The organism is Pseudoalteromonas sp. SWYJ118, from assembly GCF_015864505.1.
Classification (GTDB): Bacteria; Pseudomonadota; Gammaproteobacteria; order Enterobacterales; family Alteromonadaceae; genus Pseudoalteromonas; species Pseudoalteromonas arctica.
In genome coordinates, this window is record NZ_JADYXC010000013.1 from 18,929 (window position 1) to 41,938 (window position 23,010).

At 38.2% G+C, this 23,010-nt stretch carries 18 protein-coding genes and 2 pseudogenes; 5 read left to right on the forward strand and 15 right to left on the reverse strand.

All coding sequences use genetic code 11. The annotated features are described in order from the left end of the window. Window positions 1-2: 2 nt before the first annotated feature. Together I6F48_RS12855 and I6F48_RS12860 are read left to right on the forward strand one after the other, a co-directional pair. On the forward strand, window positions 3-1,025 hold the full coding sequence (locus I6F48_RS12855; RefSeq protein ID WP_165741354.1) for a M48 family metallopeptidase: 1,023 nt from the start codon (window positions 3-5) through the stop codon (window positions 1,023-1,025). Then, window positions 1,012-1,410, forward strand: a complete 399-nt coding sequence (locus I6F48_RS12860; RefSeq protein ID WP_165728888.1) for a DoxX-like family protein — start codon at window positions 1,012-1,014, stop codon at window positions 1,408-1,410. The genes I6F48_RS12855 and I6F48_RS12860 overlap by 14 nt, the downstream gene beginning before the upstream one ends. A 55-nt stretch (window positions 1,411-1,465) precedes the next feature. Here the strand turns inward: I6F48_RS12860 and speB are convergent, their stop codons facing one another. From speB to I6F48_RS12890, 6 genes are all read right to left on the reverse strand, one after another. After that, window positions 1,466-2,389 (reverse strand): agmatinase, encoded by a 924-nt coding sequence (speB, locus tag I6F48_RS12865; protein ID WP_007583987.1) that lies wholly within the window; start codon window positions 2,387-2,389, stop codon window positions 1,466-1,468. A gap of 3 nt (window positions 2,390-2,392) precedes the next feature. Further along, a complete protein-coding gene (speA, locus tag I6F48_RS12870) occupies window positions 2,393-4,306 on the reverse strand; it encodes a biosynthetic arginine decarboxylase (RefSeq protein WP_165728889.1) in 1,914 nt (637 codons plus the stop codon). Window positions 4,307-5,221: 915 nt separating this feature from the next. Further along, entirely contained in the window at window positions 5,222-5,554 is a 333-nt protein-coding gene (locus tag I6F48_RS12875; protein WP_039489462.1) for a YnfA family protein, read from the reverse strand. Window positions 5,555-5,631: 77 nt separating this feature from the next. Next, window positions 5,632-6,501, reverse strand: a complete 870-nt coding sequence (locus tag I6F48_RS12880) for an MYG1 family protein (RefSeq protein WP_197119578.1) — start codon at window positions 6,499-6,501, stop codon at window positions 5,632-5,634. A 244-nt stretch (window positions 6,502-6,745) separates the two neighbouring features. Further along, on the reverse strand, window positions 6,746-7,207 hold the full coding sequence (locus I6F48_RS12885) for a GNAT family N-acetyltransferase (protein ID WP_165728892.1): 462 nt from the start codon (window positions 7,205-7,207) through the stop codon (window positions 6,746-6,748). Between the two features lie 187 nt (window positions 7,208-7,394). Continuing rightward, window positions 7,395-9,659, reverse strand: a complete 2,265-nt coding sequence (locus I6F48_RS12890) for a sensor domain-containing phosphodiesterase (protein WP_197119609.1) — start codon at window positions 9,657-9,659, stop codon at window positions 7,395-7,397. Between the two features lie 310 nt (window positions 9,660-9,969). On the opposite strand from I6F48_RS12890, the pseudogene I6F48_RS21365 reads away from it, so the two are divergent. After that, window positions 9,970-10,223 (forward strand): annotated as a pseudogene (locus tag I6F48_RS21365) (EI24 domain-containing protein); the annotation flags it as partial. 162 nt (window positions 10,224-10,385) lie between these two features. After that, window positions 10,386-10,778: pseudogene (gene cysZ / locus I6F48_RS12895) on the forward strand (sulfate transporter CysZ); the annotation flags it as partial. Between the two features lie 768 nt (window positions 10,779-11,546). Here cysZ (I6F48_RS12895) and I6F48_RS12900 read toward each other — a convergent pair. Then, on the reverse strand, window positions 11,547-13,106 hold the full coding sequence (locus I6F48_RS12900; protein ID WP_197119579.1) for a BCCT family transporter: 1,560 nt from the start codon (window positions 13,104-13,106) through the stop codon (window positions 11,547-11,549). 558 nt (window positions 13,107-13,664) lie between these two features. After that, complete coding sequence (locus I6F48_RS12905) at window positions 13,665-14,018, reverse strand: YkgJ family cysteine cluster protein (protein WP_011327756.1); 354 nt, start codon at window positions 14,016-14,018, stop codon at window positions 13,665-13,667. A 352-nt stretch (window positions 14,019-14,370) separates the two neighbouring features. Between I6F48_RS12905 and cysZ (I6F48_RS12910) the strand changes: the two genes are divergently transcribed. After that, the gene (gene cysZ / locus I6F48_RS12910; protein WP_197119610.1) at window positions 14,371-15,081 is read left to right on the forward strand and encodes a sulfate transporter CysZ; all 711 of its coding nucleotides are present in this window, start codon (window positions 14,371-14,373) and stop codon (window positions 15,079-15,081) included. A gap of 72 nt (window positions 15,082-15,153) precedes the next feature. Here the strand turns inward: cysZ (I6F48_RS12910) and I6F48_RS12915 are convergent, their stop codons facing one another. From I6F48_RS12915 to kdsA, 7 genes are all read right to left on the reverse strand, one after another. Next, entirely contained in the window at window positions 15,154-15,675 is a 522-nt protein-coding gene (locus tag I6F48_RS12915; RefSeq protein WP_197119580.1) for a hypothetical protein, read from the reverse strand. A gap of 1 nt (window position 15,676) precedes the next feature. Then, window positions 15,677-18,985, reverse strand: a complete 3,309-nt coding sequence (locus tag I6F48_RS12920; RefSeq protein WP_197119581.1) for a PKD domain-containing protein — start codon at window positions 18,983-18,985, stop codon at window positions 15,677-15,679. Between the two features lie 16 nt (window positions 18,986-19,001). Then, the gene (rlmM, locus tag I6F48_RS12925; RefSeq protein WP_007583974.1) at window positions 19,002-20,087 is read right to left on the reverse strand and encodes a 23S rRNA (cytidine(2498)-2'-O)-methyltransferase RlmM; all 1,086 of its coding nucleotides are present in this window, start codon (window positions 20,085-20,087) and stop codon (window positions 19,002-19,004) included. 17 nt (window positions 20,088-20,104) lie between these two features. Beyond that, on the reverse strand, window positions 20,105-20,473 hold the full coding sequence (locus I6F48_RS12930; RefSeq protein ID WP_007583972.1) for a DUF423 domain-containing protein: 369 nt from the start codon (window positions 20,471-20,473) through the stop codon (window positions 20,105-20,107). A 19-nt stretch (window positions 20,474-20,492) separates the two neighbouring features. Then, on the reverse strand, window positions 20,493-21,128 hold the full coding sequence (locus I6F48_RS12935; protein ID WP_165725707.1) for an alpha/beta family hydrolase: 636 nt from the start codon (window positions 21,126-21,128) through the stop codon (window positions 20,493-20,495). A gap of 2 nt (window positions 21,129-21,130) precedes the next feature. Continuing rightward, window positions 21,131-22,033: a transcriptional regulator GcvA gene (locus tag I6F48_RS12940; RefSeq protein WP_002958561.1), complete on the reverse strand. Its 903-nt coding sequence runs from the start codon at window positions 22,031-22,033 to the stop codon at window positions 21,131-21,133. A gap of 121 nt (window positions 22,034-22,154) precedes the next feature. Further along, on the reverse strand, window positions 22,155-23,009 hold the full coding sequence (kdsA, locus tag I6F48_RS12945; protein WP_007583968.1) for a 3-deoxy-8-phosphooctulonate synthase: 855 nt from the start codon (window positions 23,007-23,009) through the stop codon (window positions 22,155-22,157). Window position 23,010: the final 1 nt, after the last annotated feature.

Here is a 23,010-nt window from a genome sequence, read left to right on the forward strand (position 1 = left end):
CTATGCATGTAAAGGGACATTTTTTCCCCATCGCATCGAGTAACTATCAAGTGTGTGTTGCAACTATTAGCGACACACACATTGAAGTTATCAACGATGAACACGTTATAGCTCGCCACGCAATCTCAAGTCTAAAATTAAGTTCGGGGATGGCAGGACTTGCCGACGAACTAAACTTTGAAGATGGCAGTCGTTTTATTCCTCAAGATGTAAGTTACAGATGGCCATTTAAAGAAAATAACCATCACATAATGGAGCGCCTTGAAAAAAGTAAATGGGCAATTTTAGCTGCAGTCATATTTACACCGCTTTTTATGTGGTTAGTACTTTATAAAGCGGTACCGGCCATTGCTGTTTACAGTGTTGATACCTTGCCACGAAATGTTGTGGAACAAATGGGGGAGCAAAGCTTTACACTAATTAAAAAGATTGCGCTTGACCCAAGCGAGCTGCCCGCAGAGCAACAAGCTAAAGTACAAGCGCATTTTACAAGTATGCTTAATGCGTTATCGCTTGATCAATCGGTTTATAGATTATCGTTTTATAAATCAGACAGCTTTGGTGCTAACGCGTTTGCACTACCCCATGGTCGTATCGTGGTCACAGATGATTTAGCAAATTTACTTGCCGATAAACCCAATGCACTAAAAGCGGTATTGCTACACGAGATGGGCCATGTAGTCCACCAGCATAGCGTACGTATTACAGCACAATCTGCCGCAAGTACGATTGTGCTAGCGGTTGTATTTGGTGATTTAGAAGGGGTTGCAGAGGTTGCATTAGGTACGGGTGCATCGTTTGCTCAGCAAGGGTTTTCACGAGATATGGAACGCGAGGCAGATACCTTTGCACTCATTCAATTAGAGTCGCTTGGGTATTCGAGTAATGATTTTGCTGATGCAATAGAAGCGCTGCAAGAAAGCCATACCAGCGAAAACGAGCACCTCGAAAAAGTAAATGACTTTTTAGAGTATTTATCTAGCCACCCAAGTGCACAAGAGCGTATTAATAATGCTAGGAAATAATCGCGGTTATATTCAACTTGCTCGTTACATAGTGAGTTTAAGTTGGATATATCATGGCTTTTTTCCAAAGCTTTATCATATTGCACCACTTGAAAAATTAATGACTGGCAGTGCTGGTTTTTCAGCAGAAGTGTCTGACTTAATTACACGTTCGGCGGGTTTTGGCGAAATTATATTTGGATTGTGTTTATTTGTGTTTTATAAAAATAAACACTTAGTAATTTTAAATATTTTAGCATTAATTGGCCTTCTACTCGCTGTAGTTGCAGTGCAGCAACAATTGCTTATTGAAGCATTTAACCCTGTAACTACTAACCTGCCTCTTATTGGGCTAAGCGTTATTTGGTTAAAGGAAATTAAGCTGCTGAATAATCGATACCTCTAAGTAAAAAAAGGGTATGCAAGCGCATACCCTTTTTTGTAGTATTTAATTTGTAAAATTAGTACTTATTTTTATGCGTCCACAAATGCAGTAATTCGCTCGCAATGGTTGCTGCGGCAATTGCGGTAAGCTCACTTTGGTCGTACGAAGGTGATACTTCTACCACATCCATACCTACCATGTTTATGCCTTTTAGCGCACGCAGTACTTTAAGTACTTTATCTGACGTTAAACCACCGCACACAGGAGTGCCTGTACCAGGCGCAAACGCAGGGTCTAAACAATCTATATCAAACGTTAAGTAAACAGGTAGGTCACCTACTCGTTCAAGTATTTGCGCTGCAATATCATTTGCATGTAAATCGTTGGCTTGCATTGCATCAATCACAGCAAACTCATGTTTACTTTGATCAAAGTCGGTACGAATACCTATTTGTATACTGTGCTCAACATCAATCAGCCCTTCCATTGGTGCATGATAAAACATAGTGCCGTGATCAAAACGCGAGCCATTGCTATAGGTATCGGTGTGCGCATCAAAGTGCACTAACGCCATTTTGCCATGTATTTTTGCATGAGCGCGTAATAGCGGAAGCGTCACAAAGTGATCGCCCCCTAAACCTAATAGCGTTTTACCTTGGCGAAGTATTTGCTCAGCAGCCATTTCTAGTTGCGCAGTAAAATACTCAGGATCGCCAACAGGGTAAGTAAAGTCCCCTGCGTCTGCCACTTTTAAACGCTCAAATAACGGGAACGTCCACGGGTACTTAGTGTCTTCCCATGCTAAATGAACCGACGCACGACGAATCGCATCCGGACCTAAACGTGCACCAGGGCGACCCGATGTCGCTAAATCAAACGGTAAGCCTAAAACGACTACGTCTGCATCAATTGCATTAATATTTTGCACCATAGGACGACGCAAAAACGTCATCCCATTTGAGTACAATGAGTGATCTGCGTGACCAAACAAAGTCGACATTACTTATAACTCTTCTAAATAAGTGTAGCCATCAAGGCCGCTTTGCAACTCGTCTAAAACGCTTTGCTGTTCGTGTTTTTCAATTTTAGTGCTTACTAACTGCTCGTATGATTGCTGAAAACTTTCAACATCTAAATGTACATAGCGCATCATATCGGCAACAGTGTCGCCTTGGTTTATCTCGGTAATACTTGCAACGCCTTGCTCATCCATATTAACAATTGCGCTGTGCGTATCGCCAAACAAGTTATGCATGTCACCTAGAATTTCTTGATAAGCACCCACCAAGAAAAAGCCCATTAAATAAGGTTTATCAGCGCTAAACTCTGGTACAGGTAGTGTGCTTTCAATGCCTTGTCCATCTACGTAATGCTCAAGTGCACCGTCTGAATCACAGGTTATATCAAGTAATACAGCACGTTTTTTTGGTGCTTCAGTTAAGCCACTTAATGGCAATACCGGAAACACTTGATCAATGCCCCATGCATCTGGAAGCGATTGAAATAACGAAAAGTTTACAAAAAACTTATCGGCTAAACGTACGTTTAACTCGTCAATAATAGGACGATGAAAACGGTTTTTGTTATCCATGTGCTTGTTAAGTTCATAACAAATACGAATATTAATTTGTTCAGCCCACGCACGCTGCGCTAAGTCTAATAAACCGAGTGCAAATTGGTTATGCGCTTCAGCTAAATCACCTTGGCTGTCGTGATAAATTTCAATTAATGCACGGTCATCCGTTAAATCAGTTAATTGCACAAACGATGCCCACATGTTTTTTAATAAAAGTGGTGCATCTGCCGCTGGCGCTACTAACTCTTCTGGCGTGTAACTTTCAGTACCAATAACATTAGAAATAAGCACAGCATGATGCGCTGTAAGCGCACGACCCGACTCAGAAATAATAGTCGGCATTGGTTGCTCATATTGCTTACATGTATCACCAATGGTGTACACAATGTTATTTGCATATTCAGCTAAGCTGTAATTCATAGAGTTATGCGATTGGCTACGTGTGCCGTCGTAATCAACAGCTAATCCACCACCTACATCAAGGCAATCAATTTCTGCGCCTAACTTACGTAGCTCACAGTAAAAACGCGCCGCTTCGCTTACACCTAAACGTACGTCACGAATGTTCGCCATTTGTGACCCTAAGTGAAAATGTACTAGCTGAAGTAAATCAAGCTGGTTTGCGTCTTTTAAACGATTAACTACATGCAAAACTTGCGATGCAGATAGACCAAATTTTGATTTTTCGCCGCCACTCGCTTGCCATTTACCTTTACCTTGCGATGCTAAACGTACACGAATACCAATGCGTGGTTTTACGTTAAGCTCTTTTGCTTGGCTAAGTACCATGTCTAGCTCAGAAAGCTTTTCAAGTACGATATACACTTTATGACCTAGCTTTTCGCCAATAAGTGCTAAACGTACGTATTCTTTATCTTTGTAGCCGTTACATACAATAACCGCGCTGGTTTTTTCAGCCAGTGCTAGTACCGTAAGTAGTTCAGGCTTGCTGCCTGCTTCTAAACCAAGTTGCTTTTTTTCTACTTGTGCTTGGCTTGCTACTATTTCTTCAACCACTTCACGTTGTTGGTTTACTTTTATTGGGTAAACTAATAGGTAGTCTTTAGGGTAACCATAGTTTTCAATCGCAGTATTAAATGCGCCGCATAAGCTGTGTACACGATGGTGTAAAATTTGCGGAAAACGAACTAAAGCAGGTAAGCTTAAACCTTTCTCTTGTAGTTGCTTTGCGATATCTGTTAATGCAATGGTTTGCTCTGGTGCATGAGCCTTGGGTGCAACATACACATCACCTTGATCATTAATACCAAAAAAACCTTGGCTCCAATGACGAACATTGTAGCTCGTACGAGCTTGTTCTAGTGATGTTGTTTCTTTCATTTATCTTTCTCTTTTATTTAATTAATGCCGACTCGGCTAGTGCCGCGCATTAAAAGAAAAATAGACATTCAAGTCCAACAAGTATTTTTACTCGTAACGAGTGATTTTTAATATTGATAAAACGACCAATCACGTATTGCTCTCTAGCGTATATAAAATATGGCGTTGATGACTATTAAAGATAAGGAAAGTTGTAAAAGTGACAATTTTAAAATCACTTATTATAAATTTTATTAGCAAAAATGAGCTGCCCGAGTAAATTAAGGACGTGCAACCTCTTCGCCCGATATTTCTGGCTGTTCAGCCAGTTTATTGTGGTTAAGTAATACATATATATTTTTTTTAATATATGGGTAAATTTGTCCCCCTAAAACGTTCAACGTCAATCTAAAAAAACATAACCGTTCATCAATACTTATAGTGAGTATTCATATCAATAAAAATAAATACAATTTCACCTTCAATACATTTTTGCTGCTGGGGTTTTGGTAGCCTATAAATAAAAAACGCAAAAAAAAGATAGCTAGCTGCTATACATGCAAAAATAATCACAAGACATGAAATGTTCATCTTTTTCCTTATTTGAAAAAAGCGCTAGTTAGGTATTCAAATTAAAACTTTAGAGCATCTTATTACAGTAAATAGATAATTAGCGTGCGGGATTTTGTGACGTTTTAATAAGGGTAAGGTAACCATTCTTGCCAATTAAAGCTTTCGTTATACATCTCATCAACTATATCCATATACTCTGACTTTGTTAGCTAAGAGGTACGCTTGCCTCTCTTTTGGGTTCATATAGGCAAGCCAATATGGGAGATAGCCTGGGTAGTCTACCCCAAACATATCTTCAAAAAATCGGCTTTCAGGAAGCTCATGCGTGATTTCATTATGAGTAAGCTTTGGCATGTCTTTGAATCAAATAGACTTTGGGGCGAACATAATTATCGCCATACCTAGCAGTGCTACTAAACCACCGATAATATCCCACATAGTAAGCTTTACGCCATCAACAACCCATAACCATAATAGCGCAACACAAATATATACGCCGCCATAAGCTGCATACACGCGCCCTGCTGCAGTAGGATGTAAAGATAGCAACCATGCAAATAGTGCCAAACTTAAAGCCGCTGGAATTAAAAGTAAAATACTTTTATCTTGCTTAAGCCAAAGGTAAGGCAAATAACAACCCACTATTTCTGCTAAGGCTGTAATAGTAAAAAGTGCGATTGTTTTTAGTTCAAACATAATGCTCCACGCTAAGATAACAAGCATAACAATCTATATAAATTGTTATGCTTAGTATTCGTTATGAATCTGCGTTGTTATTCGCTAAGCGCCATGGTGGCAAGTTTCATTGTGCTTTCAAACGACTTGGTACCCGCTATAAATAAACCGTTGTGACAGAACACGGCATCGGCAATACCTGTTTCATCTACAAACGCTTGATCAGATAAACCAGACCACGCTTTAGGCAACGATTTTCTATCTTCAAACGAGCCAGGCTCAACGGGTACTGTTTGTAATATCCATTGCCCAGAATGCGATGGGTAAACCATGTATAGTGCGTCACTTGATAAAATATGCACTGTTTTTTTCCACGGTGTGTATTTTTCAAGCACAATTACTCGGGCATCTTCTGCATTTTCAATTGCTTTAGCAACAATCGCTTTTGCATTTACACTACCGTGAGCTGAAGCGATAAAACGCGTTAGCATACGCGCTGCAAATTCAACGGCTTCATCAAAACAGGCATCAAAGTTACTTTCTTCTTCCCATGTAGGGTTAAACATTGAAATTGTTTGACTCAGCGTTATGCCCTCAACCACACCTTTTACGTAACCGCAGTCAATGGCATCAATAGTCGATACCAGGCCAGAGTCAACTCTATCTGCTACTGCTTGATTATCATTACAAAGCGTTAAACCGTACTTTTTCCAAATTAAACCAAATGATGAATAAGGAGTGCCATTTTCACGCTCACCCGCACCACCGCGTTGATGATGATCAAATCGACCTGTATCTGGGTTATATTCGCCGCCTACATCAACAACAATATCAGCACTTTCTATAAGCGCTTTATCGCGAGTACGAACAAGCTTAAACGCTGGCAAAATATGTTTAAGTACCGCAATACTAAAAACGTCGTCTGCATGAAAATTACCATTGTGGGTTACTACTGTTATTTCGCTCATTGGTTTATCGCTACTATTAGAAAAGATAAAAATTCTCGCTTTGTAAGTTAATTACTAATTATCGAGACAGATTTTATACGAAGACAGGTGTTAAAAACAGTGAAGTATTTTTTGCTTATCTATAAAAGGAGTTTTCATAGTGATTAGTTTTAAGAATAGCGTTTATTGCAAGGTAATAATGGGTGATTGTAGGGAAGGATATTTACGACATATTAAACTTTAACATGCCGCAGAGCTAGTTAACTTATTGGCTAAGCCCTAACTCCATAAATACACTTTGTGGATTATCGACATATGAGCCAAAGCTGCCACAACGTTTAAAGCCTAAATTTTCATATAAACTGATCGATTTTATTTGCTTTGGGCCTGTCTCTAAACGTATTAACGGGATTTGCTTTTCACCAGCTTGATGCAATAAAATTTGCATAATACGTCTCGATAGCCCTTTACCACGATGGCTTGGTTTAACGTATAAACGTCTTATTTCGCCATAAGGTTGAGTATCAAATTTCTCGACAATCGCACCGCAGGCAATAATTCCCTCTTCGGTTTTTAAACCAATAGCATATACATTAGGTGAGGTTAATTCGTCTAACTCAAGAGACTGAGCTGTTGCAACAGGGTACAACGAATTTATAAGTCGGTCTATATCGTCAAATACGTTAACTACATCGGGATCACTTGGATTCAAATCAACTAACTGCATAAAGCTTCCATTCATTGTTATAAGTTTATTAAGCTTTAAATAATATATTTAAGCGGACGTAGCTTAGCACTGTTTAACAAAAAAATCTTTAGGGGAGCCCGCATTGTGAAATTTCATCACTAAGAGCAATAAATAATCCAGTACCAAAATGAGTAGTTAGATTATTGCTATTAAATTGCGTTGAGCTTTAAGTAATGAGATCGTGAGGCTTATTTTTAGCGTTATGCCATTTTAAATAGCGCTCCTTATCCATTGGTTTTGCGATTAAATAACCTTGCATCGAATCAATGTTCATTTTTTTAAGTAAATCATATTGCTCAGCGGTTTCTACACCTTCTGCAACAACGGCCAAATTTAAGCTTTTCCCTAAGCTAATAATTGTTTGCGCGATATTAAAACCAATATCATTGTCTAAAATTTTATCTATAAAACTTTTATCTATTTTTAATTCTTTAACGGGAAACGCACTTAAGTAAGCTAAGCAAGAATACCCAGTTCCAAAATCATCAATAGAAAATATAAAACCCGCAGCAATAAGCTCTTTCATTTGTTTAATTGTATACTCTACATCACTTGAGAGCATTGACTCGGTTATTTCTAACTTAATTTGTGAAGCTCGAATATCAAACTCGCTTATAGTACTAAACAGCTCCTTTTTTAAATTTGATGAATTAAACTGACTTTGGCTAATATTAATTGAAACACAGAACGAATCGTCAATAGCGCTGGCTTCTTTAAGTTCATTAATTAAAATACATATATCGCGTAATACTACATTTTGTAGTTTTTGTATAAGTCCGTACTGCTCAGCTATAGGTATAAATTCATTTGGCGCTATAAGGCCTCTTTGCGGATGGTTCCATCTAATTAGCGCTTCAGCTCCAATAATATCTCCGCAAGTATTAACTTGTGGCTGAAAATAAGCACAAAACTCATCAGAAGCAATAGCTCTAACAATGTCGGTTTCAAGCTCGGTTTGCTTTTCAAGCAGTGTTTGCGACGCTGGATCGTAAAAGCTACTGCTGTTTCCGCCTTTCTTTTTAGAGCGATACATAGCAGTGTCGGCAAACTTTAATATATTGTCAGTTTGTGCGTTTACGCTGTCAATTAGGCAAATACCTATGCTGCAACTTACTTGAAAGGCAAGTTCGCCGACTTCAAAATTATCATGAAACACGCTCTGGATTTTTTTTGCCACGGATTCGCATTCATAAATTGCCTGCTTTGTATTTTCACCTATGTCTTCAAGTAAAATAATAAACTCATCGCCACCGGCTCTAGCTAACGTGTCTGAGCTTTTGATTATGGCGTTTAATCTTTTTGATAGCTCTACAAGCACTTCGTCTCCAGCACTGTGCCCCAACGAATCATTAATACGCTTAAAGTTATCTAGGTCTAAAAATAATAAAGCTCCAATATTTTTTATACTTTTGATGCTCTCTACGCACGTATTTAACCTATCGCTAAGCATTCTTCTATTTGGCAAATTGGTGAGTGGGTCATAAAATGCAAGCTTATGAACTTCTTGCTCTGCTTTTTTCCTTATTGAAATATCCCTGGCCATCCATACAATATGCCGTTTTGTCGGGTTCTCAGGATGGTAATGATCTAAAGCAGCGGCTCGTCCTTCAAAAACTATACTCCCCTTCGGGACATTTAATTCATATTCAAATATTTGCATATCGTTAGTCGACAACGTTTTTGCAATGACTGCCATTATCATTTGCGCATCTTTTTGAGGAAGTAAGTCTTTAACATTTTGACCAATAATATCCATGGTCGAATCAAGCAGTAACTCATTAGAAGTACCATAAACATCGGTATATATGCCGTCTTCACTTAAAATGAGGATGAGATCGGGCATTACTTTGGTAAAGGCTTTAAATTTTTCATTACTGTGCTGTAAATTAGCGACAAGCTGTTTTGCCTTCTCAAATTCGTTACTTTTCTCAAGAGCAATACTTGAAAAGTGTACAAAAAAATCTATTAATTCTAACTCTTGCTCTGATGGGGCTTTAGGGCTGCTGTGATAGATAGCAAAGGTGCCTAACAAATCAGCTTGAGTTGACATAATAGGCGTTGACCAACATGACTTAAGATCAAACTTTAACGCTAAGTCTTTAAAATCCACCCACAGTGGTGAAGTTTCAATATTTTCTACAATTATGCGCGATTTCGAAAATGCAGCAGTACCACATGAACCCACTTTTGGCCCTATGTAAACTCCATTAAGCAAACCACAGTACTCTGGATGAATATTAGGGGCTGCACAATGAAAAAGCTGCTCGCCTTTAGCTGATAAAATGGAACACCTAGCAGATTCATCATCCATAATTTTTTCTATCGATAAACAAATTTCAGTAAGCACCTCATTTAAAGGTGCCCCTAATGCAATTTTAGATAAAATGCCTTGCTGGTGAGATAATAACTTTTTTAACCTGTCCGTACCCATTTTCACTTGCTCGCATTATTTATACATATTGATACAACAAAAGCCTCAAGCAGATGCTTTTTTACTATGTAGTAAAGTTCAGTATAGTCATGATTAGTAGGTTATTATTTTACTAATAAAAAACTAATCTGGCCTATTTTGATCAATCATAATTGCATATTACTAAACATCTGTAGTTACCATATAACCAAAATAGCAACATTAAAGCTAACACTTTGTTACCTAAAAATACTGTTTAAAATTACTCAGCTATTTATACAAGTGCAAATGGAAAATATTTTTTGAGGTAGCTGTGCAGATCATACAAGGTATGGAATATTTTTTCGGGATTTAAATTAATTAGCCAAAAAGGGTTAAAGCGTTTTGTACTCATCCCGCTTTTAGTTAATGTTTTAGTATTTGGTAGCTCGTTGTTTTTTATTTTTCTGGTTAAGCGACTGTTTTAGATGCATAAATAATATACTACCCGAGTGGTTAAGCTGGCTTGAGTGGTTAATGTGGCCAATCGCAGTTTTGGTCGTATTATTTGGCTACAGCATGCTATTTACTATAATCACTAATTTTATTATACCAATCTGCTTATATATGGGGTCTATTTAACGTTAAGAAAATTACGCTAGAACTAGGCAAAAATTTTTGTATCTAGTTGTTCTAAATAAAAAATTTTTAACGACGTTGTAGTGCAATTTGATTCGTTAAATTGATCAAAGATTTATGCAGGTTGGTATTACAGCCCCATTCAATGCTTTATTAAGCGAAAAAGTTGAGCTTTATTTAACGGGCCAAAAAATTAGCGATGATGGCTTTTCTGAATTAGTTAAAGATGTACCTGGAATGCTTGCCCGTGAGTGGGCAAAGCTGTGCTACTACCCTCTATGCACTATTGGCTTTTTTATATTACTTTGGGTTTTACCGGTCATTGGTCAAGTATTATGGGGTTTATTTACGTGTTGGATGTGTGCGGTGCAATACGAAGACTATGCGTTTGATAACCATAAAATTGACTTTGAGCAGATGAAAGACGATTTAAAAGCTAAGCAAGGTTTATCGTACGGATTTGGTTTTGCTGTTATGTTATTAACCGCTATACCATTTATAAACTTAATCGTTATGCCTCTTTGCTGTGTGATTATGCTCACCGACCCTTTAATTTTAATCCTTGCTTTAACCCTTATTGCTGGTGCTGCTGCACTGCAAAGTTTACTTGGTTTTGGCTTAGGGGTTATTGCTACGCCAATTTTAGTATTGATTAATCCTGCTTTTATACCCGCCCCTATTTTGCTTCTAGGGCTAGGCTTATCGCTATTAAGTACACTAAATAATAAAAAGAACATACAGATTAGTCGTATTAGCATTACTTTATGCGGGCGTTTTAGGTAGACGTTACCCTAGCTATAGTAGCGGTGTAACCAACTTAATAACCTCTGATGACAAGCAAGCGTTAACCATTATTTGTAGTTCAAGGGTCGATTTAATACCAATCTGCTTATATACGGGGTCTATTTAACGTTAAGAAAATTACACTAGAACTAGGCAAAAATTTTTGTATCTAGTTATTCTAAATAAAAAATTTTTAACAACGTTATAGTGCAATTTAATTCGTTAAAATGATCAAATATTTATGCAGGTTGGTATAACTACCTCACTTAAAAGTGATAACAGTTATATGATTAGCGCTGAAAAAATTGAAAAAACAAAAATCACTCAGTTAATCATGGGATCGGAATTGACGAAGATATTTGGCTAAAAATAAATTATCTCGGTGTGGGGGTCTTGGTAGAAAACCCCGACCACTCTAGACTCGATGCAGGGGGCGCTAACCTATAAATAAGATTGATTACCTCACGTTGGGCAATCAATCCTTTATTTAGCTTTAATACCTATTGTTTATAAACCTTGCTCAGTAGCCATTTTTTTCGCAATTTGTGGGGCAGTCCAAAGTGATGGTAACAACACAAATGATACAGGTACGGCGGTTACTACAATAAACGACTGCAGTGCAGAAATACCACCTGAACCTATCGAAATTAATATTGCTGCCATCACCCCCATCATAATACCCCAAAACACTCTAACGGGTGTTTGCGGATGATCGTTACCCGTCATTACCATAGATACCGAGTAGGTCATGGAGTCACCCGTGGTTGCTACAAATATTGTGGTTAAAATTAAAAACAACACCGATATAACAAAGCCCATAGGCAGCTGCTCAGTAATAGCCAACAGTGCAGCGGGTAAATTTAAGCCCGCAAAGGGTTCTGAAATAACACCCGGGTTTGCTAACTCAAAAAATATACCTGAACCACCCACTATCGTAAACCAAAAACAAGTAATAACAGGAGCAATTATTGAGATAAGCGTGATCATTTCGCGAATAGTACGGCCGCGTGAAATTCGTGCAACAAACATAGCCATTAAAGGTCCATACCCTAAAAACCAGCCCCAAAAGAATACCGTCCACCAGTCTAACCAGGCGGTATCGGCACGAAAAGTGGCCATAGGAATAAAGTTATTAATATAAAGCCCAAACGAATGTATATAGCTATCAAAAATAAAAGCTGTAGGCCCCATCAGCAAAATAAACAGCATTAACGCTACGGCTAAAATTACATTAAAGCGACTGAGTAATTGAATTCCTTTAGTGACGCCACTTACAGCAGATAGAGTATAAATTGCAATTAAACCAAATAAAATAGCCACTTGAGTGGTGTAAGTATCTGGAATACCAAATAGCTTTTCTAAACCAAAACTTACTTGCAACCCTAAAAAACCAATAGGGCCTACCGTGCCTGCTACTACAGCTATAACACAACACGAATCGACAATAGCCCCAAATGCACCTTTCATTACGCGCTCACCAAATACCGGATACAACAAAGTACGTGGCTTAAGCGGTAAACCTTTTTCGTAATGTAAATGCATATAAACTATGCCAGTCAGACTACCTAAAATAGCCCAGGCTAAAAATCCCCAATGCATAAAGCTTTGCGCTAAAGCATTAAATGCAGTCTCTTTAGTGCCTGATTCACCACCAAAAATTGGCGGCGGCGAAATAAAATGCGCCATGGGCTCAGCAGCAGCCCAAAACACCCCACCACCAGCAAGGAGTGTACACATAATAATGCTGATCCACTTAAAGGTGTTAATCTCTGGTTTTTTTAAACCACCTAATACCACTTTTCCGGTACGTCCAAAGGCTAAAAAAAAACCAATTATAAAGGTCGAAAGCAATAATATTTGCCAAAAGGCACCAAACGTCTTAGTAGAAAAAGCAAAGGCGGTATTGATCCAGCCCGACATCAAATCAATATCATAAAGTGCTAGCACAGCAAATAGCACAAGAATGCCACCACTGATTAAAAATACCGGTATATCTACCCCTACCAAATACTTTATTGTAGATGAATGCTCATCCTCATGTTGTTTTGTTACTCCAGTAGTGCTCATTTATCGTCTCTTGATGGATTTTTAGTTACCGACATAGCGACATACCACAACACCCACCCTAAATACGAAATGAAGCGACGCGAATCAAAAGGTTAAATTATCTTTCGATCTTACTTTATTCCGAGTTTAGAAAATGCCATAACAAATATCTTAACTGCCAACTTGTAAATATTTTACCCTTTTCAGCCACCTAATCCAACGGTACTCTAATTATTAATAGTGAATTTACACAATAGTAAAGCCTTGCTTACAGCTATTTTTAATAATAAACAAATATAAAACAACAATTTTGAAGGGGTTAGGAAAACAGAAATAGCAATATAAATAAAGAGATGGAAAATACAGCGATAGAACAAGATACATAAGGCTAAGTATATTAATAGTCAAATGCATAATTAATCTCGCAATATATTTAATATGTATTGATAGTATTTTTGTAAAAATAACTAAGATAATATTTTGGGTAAATTTATTGATAGTTTTTAAATTATTAGCAACGCGTATAACACACATAAAAAAGCGCTTAATAAGCGCCTATTACTTTAATAAATACGATACTTACACTAATACTTGACGCGTGTTTGCTATAAAGTGATGTACTTCGCGCTCAATTTTAGGGTCAACAGGCTCATCTGGTCGACGATCATTCGGGCAAGGCATTCTTGGCGTAGTACCAAATAAGCGACAAATTAATGGGCGCTCATCATATACAGTGCAGCCATTGGGGCCAAGATGCACACAATTGAACTCGTTTAACGCCGCTTCATGCTCCGCATCTGTTTTTACCGGTAAGCGCGACATTTCCTCTGAAGACGTTGTTACTGGCCCGCAGCAGTCGTGGCATCCTTTTACGCATTCAAACGCTGGAATATTAGCGCGCAATCGTAAAATTACTTCCTGATTTTTGTACATCACTATTTATACCCTTTATTTTTGCAACGCACTGACGCAGCAACTTTACTAATTTCTCCACAATGCATCAAAACGATGCCTAAGCCTAGAGTGGCTAGATCAGCTATAGTACGCTTTGCACTACCAAAAAATCAAGGTAAGTTAGCGCCTGGTTACGCCATAGAGCCAATGTATAAAGCTTGTAAACTAATTGTCGCTTATTAAGCTGGGAGAAAAAAATAGTAAACTGGCCGTTGTTATTACTTAACTTAAACACTTTGTTACCTAAAAATACTGTTTAAAATTATTAAGCTATTTATACTGTCAATAATGGTGAATATTTTTTGAGGTTACAGTGCAGATCACACAAGGTATGGAATATTTTTTTTCAGGATTTAAATTAATTAGCCAAAAGGGGTTAAAGCGTTTTGTACTTATCCCGCTTTTAATTAATATTTTGCTGTTTGGTAGTTCGTTGTTTTTCTTGTTTGGATGGTTAAGTGATAGCTTTAGCTACATTAACAACATGCTACCAGAATGGTTAAGCTGGCTTGAATGGCTAATGTGGCCAATTGCAGTATTAGTCGTGCTATTTAGCTATAGTATGCTCTTTACAGTCATCACTAATTTTATTGCAGCCCCCTTTAATGCTTTATTAAGCGAAAAAGTTGAGCTTTATTTAACGGGTCAAAAAATTAATGATGACGGCTTTGCCGATTTATTAAAAGATGTGCCTAGAATGCTTGGCCGTGAGTGGAAAAAATTATGTTATTACCTTCCTCGCGCTATTGGTTTTTTCATACTACTTTGGGTTTTACCTGTCATTGGCCAAATACTATGGGTTTTGTTTACCTGTTGGATGTACGCGGTGCAGTATGAAGACTATGCGTTTGATAACCATAAAATTGGCTTTAAGCAGATGAAAGACGATTTAAAATCTAAGCAAGGTTTATCATACGGGTTTGGTTTTGCTGTTATGTTATTAACGGCTATACCCTTTGTAAACTTAATAGTTATGCCTGTAGCTGTGTGTGGTGCAACACGTTTGTGGGTCGATAATTATCGACCAAAATACCGTAGTTAATTAAGAGGTTGCTGACTTTTCAATATTCAAAGGACACCGCACCCGAGATAAAAAAGCACCTAAGGTGCTTTTTTAATCTATTTTTAAAACAATAAACTCAAGCGATGCACGCCTTGGTAATGCGACGCTTTGTTTATCTACTTCTTCAAATTTTTTAATCAAAATACTAAAGCGCTGATTGTTAAAATTAACGGCTGTAACTTCACCAATTTTTATACTGTAGTTTTGCTGCTGATCAAACAGCTTTAGTGTTCGCCCTTTTATACGCTCTACGAATAAGTAAGGTGTTTGGTCTGGCATCTTTAAACGGATAACATTGATTTTACTTAACTCATGTACCGCCACCCAATTTTGACTCTGCATTAACGTATTATAACTACTAATGCCTTCAGGCTGATAAACAACATCTTGGTTTATAACGCATGTCTTACAGCCCTTTACTGATTCAACTCGCCATTCAATAGCTGTATTTTTGTAATATAAATTGTCATTTTTTAGTAACCATTCACGTGCATTGTTAGTATCGCTACACGCTATTAGTAAGCTTAAAAAACTACTACCAACAATAAACTTAATACTTAACCCTAGTTTCATATTAATGCTCTTTAATTGCTTTTAACTCAGCAATAATTGCACTACTTGGCTGCGCTTCTTTTATATAACTGGGCAGCGTTTCAATATTAGTAGGTGAGCTTTGTAAATTATACACCTTACTATTATTAGTATTTGGCACGCCAAATCGATTACCTGCACTTTGCATATAAAACTGCAAATTAAGCATGCTCCACTCATCTACATCACTAAGTATTGATATTGTATTATCTTGGTTAGTATCAAAGCTGGTTAAGCTTTCGGTGTTAATTGCATTACAGTTAAAATCAACAGGTAGTGAGCCATTTCGATTTAACCCCTGTGCTTCAAGTATTGTGCTCTCATTTAAATCTGCTGAACTACCACTTGAATAATCAATAATAAAATCATCTGTAGAGCCTAAATGACTATTAGTATTTGGTGTAATATCGCAGCTAGCATTGCCTGGATAAAAACGCTCATAATAACGATCGCCTTCGTTATTACCTATTGTTGATAAACCCGCTAATTGATATAAATAATTCATAGAGCTTAAATGATTAGGCTTAAAGTTAACCTCTTCATCGCCACCATGGTATAAGCCTAAGTTATGGCCTAGCTCATGAAAGATAGTTGATGCTTGATAATTATAAGTTACATTGGTTGATATTTGCGTATCGAGCGTTAAGCCCCAGCCGCCCATAGTTACCATTAAATCATTACCGCTGATCTCAGCAATACCCGACCCACTAATACTGCCATCTTCATTTCCACTACTTGCCATTAATAAGTAATGAAAAATGGGTCTGCGGGTTATATCGGTATATTCCATTTTATAAGCAAACAAATTAGGGCTACTTAAATCGTACTCAAACGGAGTATAACTATTAAAAGGGACAACATTTCCGCCACCTAAATCAAAGTTTTGCGGCGCAATATCGCTATTTTGATCAAATAAGTCACCTACATCAAAATGAACGGTATAGCCTTTACTTGCAAATACACTAACAATTTTTTCAAGTGCAGTTCGATGAGGGGTTATTCCAACATCACTACTATCCATATAATCTATTTCAATAAATATATCTTTTTGTGAAGTACGCGCTCCCCATTCATATAAAGGCAGCCCACCAAATGTTGCTCCCTCTACCTCTGCGCAATCTGGAATACCGTCTTCATCATCATCTATTGAGCAAGTTATATCGTTAGGCCCTGCCGGAGTATTGAATACTGAGTAGTTCCAGTCTGTATTTTGGTTGGTATCGGTTGCGCCGAGCGTACGCTTTAAGCTGGCGCCCTGCTCTGGCAGTATTTGTGCAGCATTTTCGCCTTGCCACTGCGAGGCTGTTTCAGGCTCTTGGGTTGAATTTCCAAACTTAACAAAGTCGATAGTTTGTGTACCCGCACTATTAAGTAATTCTGCAAAACCATTTATGTACCAATAAGGCCTAATTTGATCATTCGCGCTACCAACAAGCACAAGCTTAGTGTTATTTAATGACGCACTTGCTAAAAAATCATCGCCAAAGCGGCTTTGTAAAATAATATAGGCGCCATTTAAAAGCTCTTTATTAGGCAGCGTAAATATTTGCTCATCACTCAACGTACTATCAGACATATTAATACTGCGAGCTTTAAGAGAGTAGTCTTGTAAATTTACTGTCGCACCGGTGCCGTTATAAAGTTCAATCCAAGGTAAGTCATTACTAAATTGCACAGATGAAAGCTCTGTTATTTTTATATCTTGGCTAGAAGTTGTAAACGAGGTGGCAGTTTGCGCCAAAATAGTTGTGCTATCAAAATTAGCTAAATCAGCTGTAACACGAACAATATATTGAGTGTCTTCATCAAAGCTTGCGCTTAAATTTACAGTATGAAAATAAGTACTTGTGTCGCTGGTAGTACCCGACAAACTTTCAATAGTTAAGGCCAAGCAAGTAGTAAAATTATCTGCTGACACTTGTACGCTTCCAGTACAAGTACCACTGCTAGAGTTAACGGCTAAAGTACTCACGAGCATAATATCTGAAAATGTAATGCTAACAGGGCTATCTACAAAGACTGGGTCATTACTATTTTGGGGCGTTACATTACTAATTGTAGCGGGCGTTGAATCAACAACGGTAACACTCAGTACAAATTCGGTTGTGTCTTTTGTATCAGTCGCCGTTAACGTATAGCTTTGTGGAGTGATACTGTTTGCAGGAGGTGTGTAACTAAAACGTAAGGCTTGGCCATCAATAACACTGATTTTCGCTCCATTTAAATCATCACCAAAGTCAATCTGTACGCTATCGTTATCAGCGTCGCTAACCACTAAGCTAAATTCTGTGGCTTGGTTATATTGCACATTTATATTTACATCATCGGCAGCCGGTGGATTATTTGGGGCTAATATTACAACTATTTTCTGGGCGCTATTTGTAGCGTTATCGTCATCGGTAACAGTTACTACAAACGTTACATTGGTATTTTGCGCAACAGTGGGCGCATTAAAGCTAATACTTGTTTCTGTTTGGGTAAATTCAACTACAGGGCCACTTGTTTGCTGCCAGGTTATGTTATTAATACTACCATCGCTGTCTTGTGCATCTGCAACTAGGGTTACACTGTCATCTTTTTCAGCTTCTTCTGGGCCTGTAACAATGACTGTTGGCGCGCTATTTACTTGATTAATTAAAACCGTTTTACTCGCTTGAGCGCTTTTACCGGCATTATCTGTTACGGTTACGCTAAAGCCTAGCGTTGTATTTTCAGATACATTGGGGGCAGTAAAACTAAGTACACCATCTGACTGGCTAAAATCAACATTATCTCCCGCAGACTGAATCCAACTAATAGTGCTTATGGTTCCATCTGTATCTTGAGCGTTAGCAACTAAGCTTACTTGTGTGTTAGCAAGTGCACTACTTGGGCCTGTAATATTAACTGTAGGTGCATTATTTTGAGAAGTGATAGTGCCTGAAAATACTTGTTGTGCAGTAGCACCTGAATTATCAGTAACAGTAACTGAAAAGCTAAAGGTCGTATCAGTGGTTACACTCGGTGCAGTGGCTGTAAGCGTATTGCCATTAACAATAAATGTAAATTCAGGACCACTAAGTTGTTGCCATTGATAATTGGCTATTTGCCCGTCACTATCACTTGCAAGCGCAGTAATAGTAAACGATTGGTTAGAGACAATAACGTTACTACTAACAGAGAGCGTAACACTGGGCGCAGCGTTACCAGAGGGCGTAGTTGAATCACTACCTTCTCCGCCGCCGCCACAACCTGTGATTAAAAGTGATAAAAAAAGTAAACTTAACCATTTATTAATATTGTTTTTTACCACTTTTAGCCTCTACATATTAACTATACAAATTTTGTGGCACCTTAGTAACGTTTAAATGAACGGTTATTTCCTCACGATCATGATAGAGATGTTTAGCTTGTAACTCGTAATTAATACTATGTTTCTCAAGCTCTTTTCTTATCATTGAAAGACATTCATAAACACTATCAAAGCGTTTTTTCATAGGTAGTTTTAAGTTAAATATAAACTCTTTTGCGTATGCATTTACTGCCCAGTCAATCATTAGCGTAGTCACTTTGGTTGGTTTTTCCACCATATCGCACACTAACCAAGTAATATTTCTTTTTTCTGGGCGATATTTAAAACCATCTGCTCTAAAATGTTTAACTTGCCCCGTTTGCATTAAATCGTCATTCATTGGGCCGTTATCAATCGCACTTACAAACATACCACGGCGTACAAGCTGATAAGTCCAACCACCCGGGCATGCACCTAAATCAACACTGCGCATACCTGCTGCCACGCGTGATTCACGTTGTTGCTCAGGAATAAATACATTAAACGCTTCGTCGAGTTTTAACGTTGAACGACTCGGTGCATCGCTTGGCATACGAAGGCGTAAAATACCCATGAAAAATGGAGAATTATTAAAGCTATACGAGTAACCAACATAAGCCGTATTGTTTGTTAAAAACATGACATGCATTACTGGGCGGTTTGCTTTTGGCTCACGCAGTACTGTATTTTGTTTTTCGAGGGCTTTTTTAAGCGGCGTTGATATTTTTTTACAGAACGTTAAAAGCTCTTTGCCTTCATTTGTATCTGGCGTTTCTACGCGCAGCTCTGAGCACAATGTAAAATCTTTAGCAGCTTCAACTACTGCACTTACACGGTCCTCTACTGGCATGTTTTCAAGTAATGTACCGGCAAACCATTGGCGTGCGAACACCATATTTTTAAAATCGACTTTTTTGATTATTTCGTCGCTGTGATGCGCTTCAAAACATTCGTAAACAACATAACCTGTATTTGGCTTTGCTTTTACATACCCTGCAAAACCCTGCTCTGCAGCATGAAACGTTATTTCAGCAGCGGCATCGCTTTCAAAACCACTACGACAATAAATCACAACACTAGACATATTAACCCTTAAACTCTTTAAAACTTAAATCGTGCGACTTGCACTAAAATAACAATCCAACCAATAATAAAGCACAATCCACCAAGCGGTGTTATCGGCCCTAGCCACTTCATATCTGTTAGAGCGAGTAAATATAAACTGCCACTAAAAAGTAGTGTGCCCGTTATAAAAAAGCCACCAGCCCAACTCAGATTTATGCCCCATTTAATTAAAATAGCCACCGCAATAAGTGCAAGGCCATGCACCATTTGATACTCAGCAGCTGTTTTAAAAACCCCTAATGAATACTCCGATAAACGGCTTTTTAAACCATGGGCAGCAAATGCACCTAACATAACCGAGAGCATACAAAAAATACTGCCGGCCATTAAAAATAATTTAATCATCTAATCCCCTAATCGAGTCTTAACACATCTCTACTTGTTGCTTAATAAATTCAACGGCACTTAACGCTGCTGTTTCTCTATTTTGCAGTTCAGTTACGCCACTTTTTTTACGTGGTTTTAATGAATGATCGCCATCAGTCAGCCATGTGAGTAAAGGCTGTTTTGGCATTTCCATAGTAAGCAGTTCTTCACGTGTACCAAATGTATCTCGCTCGCCCTGTAATACTAAAAAAGGGCAAACAATATCAGCAAAATGATCGGTGCGTAACTTTTCTGGCTTACCCGGCGGATGAAATGGATAACCAAATGCAATAACACCCGAAAGTCTTTGCTCTGTGCTGCACGCAAGCATTGATGCCATGCGTCCGCCCATCGATTTACCGCCTATAAATAACGGTAAATCTGGCTGCGCCTGACCAAGCACTTGCTCATAATAAGTAAGTAGCTTTGGCGCTCGCTCAGGAGGCCTACGTTTATTAGTTTGTTTAGCAATTTGCATATATTCAAAATCAAATAAACCAACATCAACACCTTGCTCGCTTATTAATTTTGCCATATGTTGCATAAAGTCAGAATCGCTACCGGCACCTGCACCATGCGCAAATATAAACTGTGCAATTGCAGGTTGTGCGGTGCTTTTAAACCATTCAATCATTATTAATACTCATGTTCTTGCTCATGCTCTACTAAGCTCAGCATCCACTCTTTAAACGAAACTATTTTACCAAGCTCGGTTTGCGATTCGCGAAGCACTAAGTAATATGCATTTTTACTTTCTAGACTGTGATTAAACGGAATAACCAAACGCCCTGCATCTATGTCGGGTTTAGCTAATACACTATTACCAATTGCCACACCTTGCCCATGTACTGCAGCTTGTAACACCATTGATGAGTGACTAAATATAGGTCCTTGATTTACCTGAATGTTACGCACGCCTGCAGTTTTCATCCACGTTTTCCAGTTTTTACGTGTGGTGTCATGCAATAAGGTGTGATGCGCTAAATCACTAGGTTGATCAAGCGGCTTTAATCCGCTTAATAACATAGGACTACAAAGTGGTACTAAATATTCGGTATGAAGTTTGTACGCTTGTACGCCATTCCAATGACCTCTTCCATAGTAAATAGCAATATCTACGTCATCAGTCAGTGAGTTTTCATCTTGATCTTGTGCTTTTATTCGCACGTCTATCTCTGGGTGTAACTCATTAAACAAACTCAAACGAGGCACTAACCACTGAATAGCAAAACTTGGTGTTAGACTAACTGTTAATGAGCCCTTAGCACCACGGGCTAATAGCTTTTCAGTTGCATCAATAAGCTGAGTAAAAATCTCTTTTATATCTAAAAAATAGCCTTGGCCTTCTTCAGTTAATAATAATGAGCGGTTTTTACGTAAAAACAACTTTAAACCTAAATGCTCTTCAAGTGTTTTTATTTGATGACTTACTGCCGCCTGCGTTACATAGAGCTCTTCTGCAGCCTTAGTAAAACTTAAATGACGCGCAGCCGCTTCAAAGGCTTTTAATGCGTTTAATGGAGGTACCCGTCTTGACATAATAACCAAGCTTAGAATTAGTTTTTCTTATGCGTGAGATTATATACATCATATAAGTTTGTGTATATTAAAGGCATAAAAAAAGCGACCTGAGTCGCTTTTTAATAAACATCATGCTTAATTATAAATCGCTTGCACTTGTATCAAGTGGGGCAAAGCTTTTAATTAAATCATCAACCGCTTTCATTTGCGTTAAGTATCCTTCTAACTTACTAAGCGCTAGCGCACATGGGCCATCGCATTTAGCTTCATTAGGGTTTGGATGCGCCTCAATAAATAAACCTGCAATACCTAGCGCCATACCGCTGCGTGCAAGCTCTGCTGCTTGTGCACGACGACCATCAGCAGAATCAGCTCGGCCACCAGGGCGCTGAAGTGCATGTGTTGCATCAAAAATAACAGGCGCCATTGCTTTCATGTCATCCATACCCAGCATATCAACCACTAGGTTGTTGTAACCAAAGCTAGAACCACGCTCACAAAGTGCGATGTTATTATTACCCGCTTCATTAAATTTAGTAATGATGTGGCGCATTTCATGTGGCGCTAAAAACTGTGGTTTTTTCACGTTAATAATTGCACCTGTTTTAGCCATCGCCACAACTAAATCTGTTTGACGTGCTAAAAAGGCTGGTAACTGAATTACATCAACAACTTCAGCAACAGGTGCTGCTTGATGCGGTTCATGTACATCAGTAATAAGCGGTATGTTGAAAGTCTTTTTAATCTCTTCAAATATTTTTAAACCTTCTTCCATACCAGGACCACGGTACGAATTGATTGAAGAACGGTTAGCCTTATCAAATGACGCTTTAAATACATAAGGAATATTGAGTTTCGTCGTAACTTCTACGTAATGCTCTGCAACACGCATAGCTAAATCGCGAGATTCTAATACGTTAATACCACCAAACAATACAAACGGTTTGTTGTTTGCTAGTTCAATTTCATTAATTTTAATAATTTGGTCTTTCATT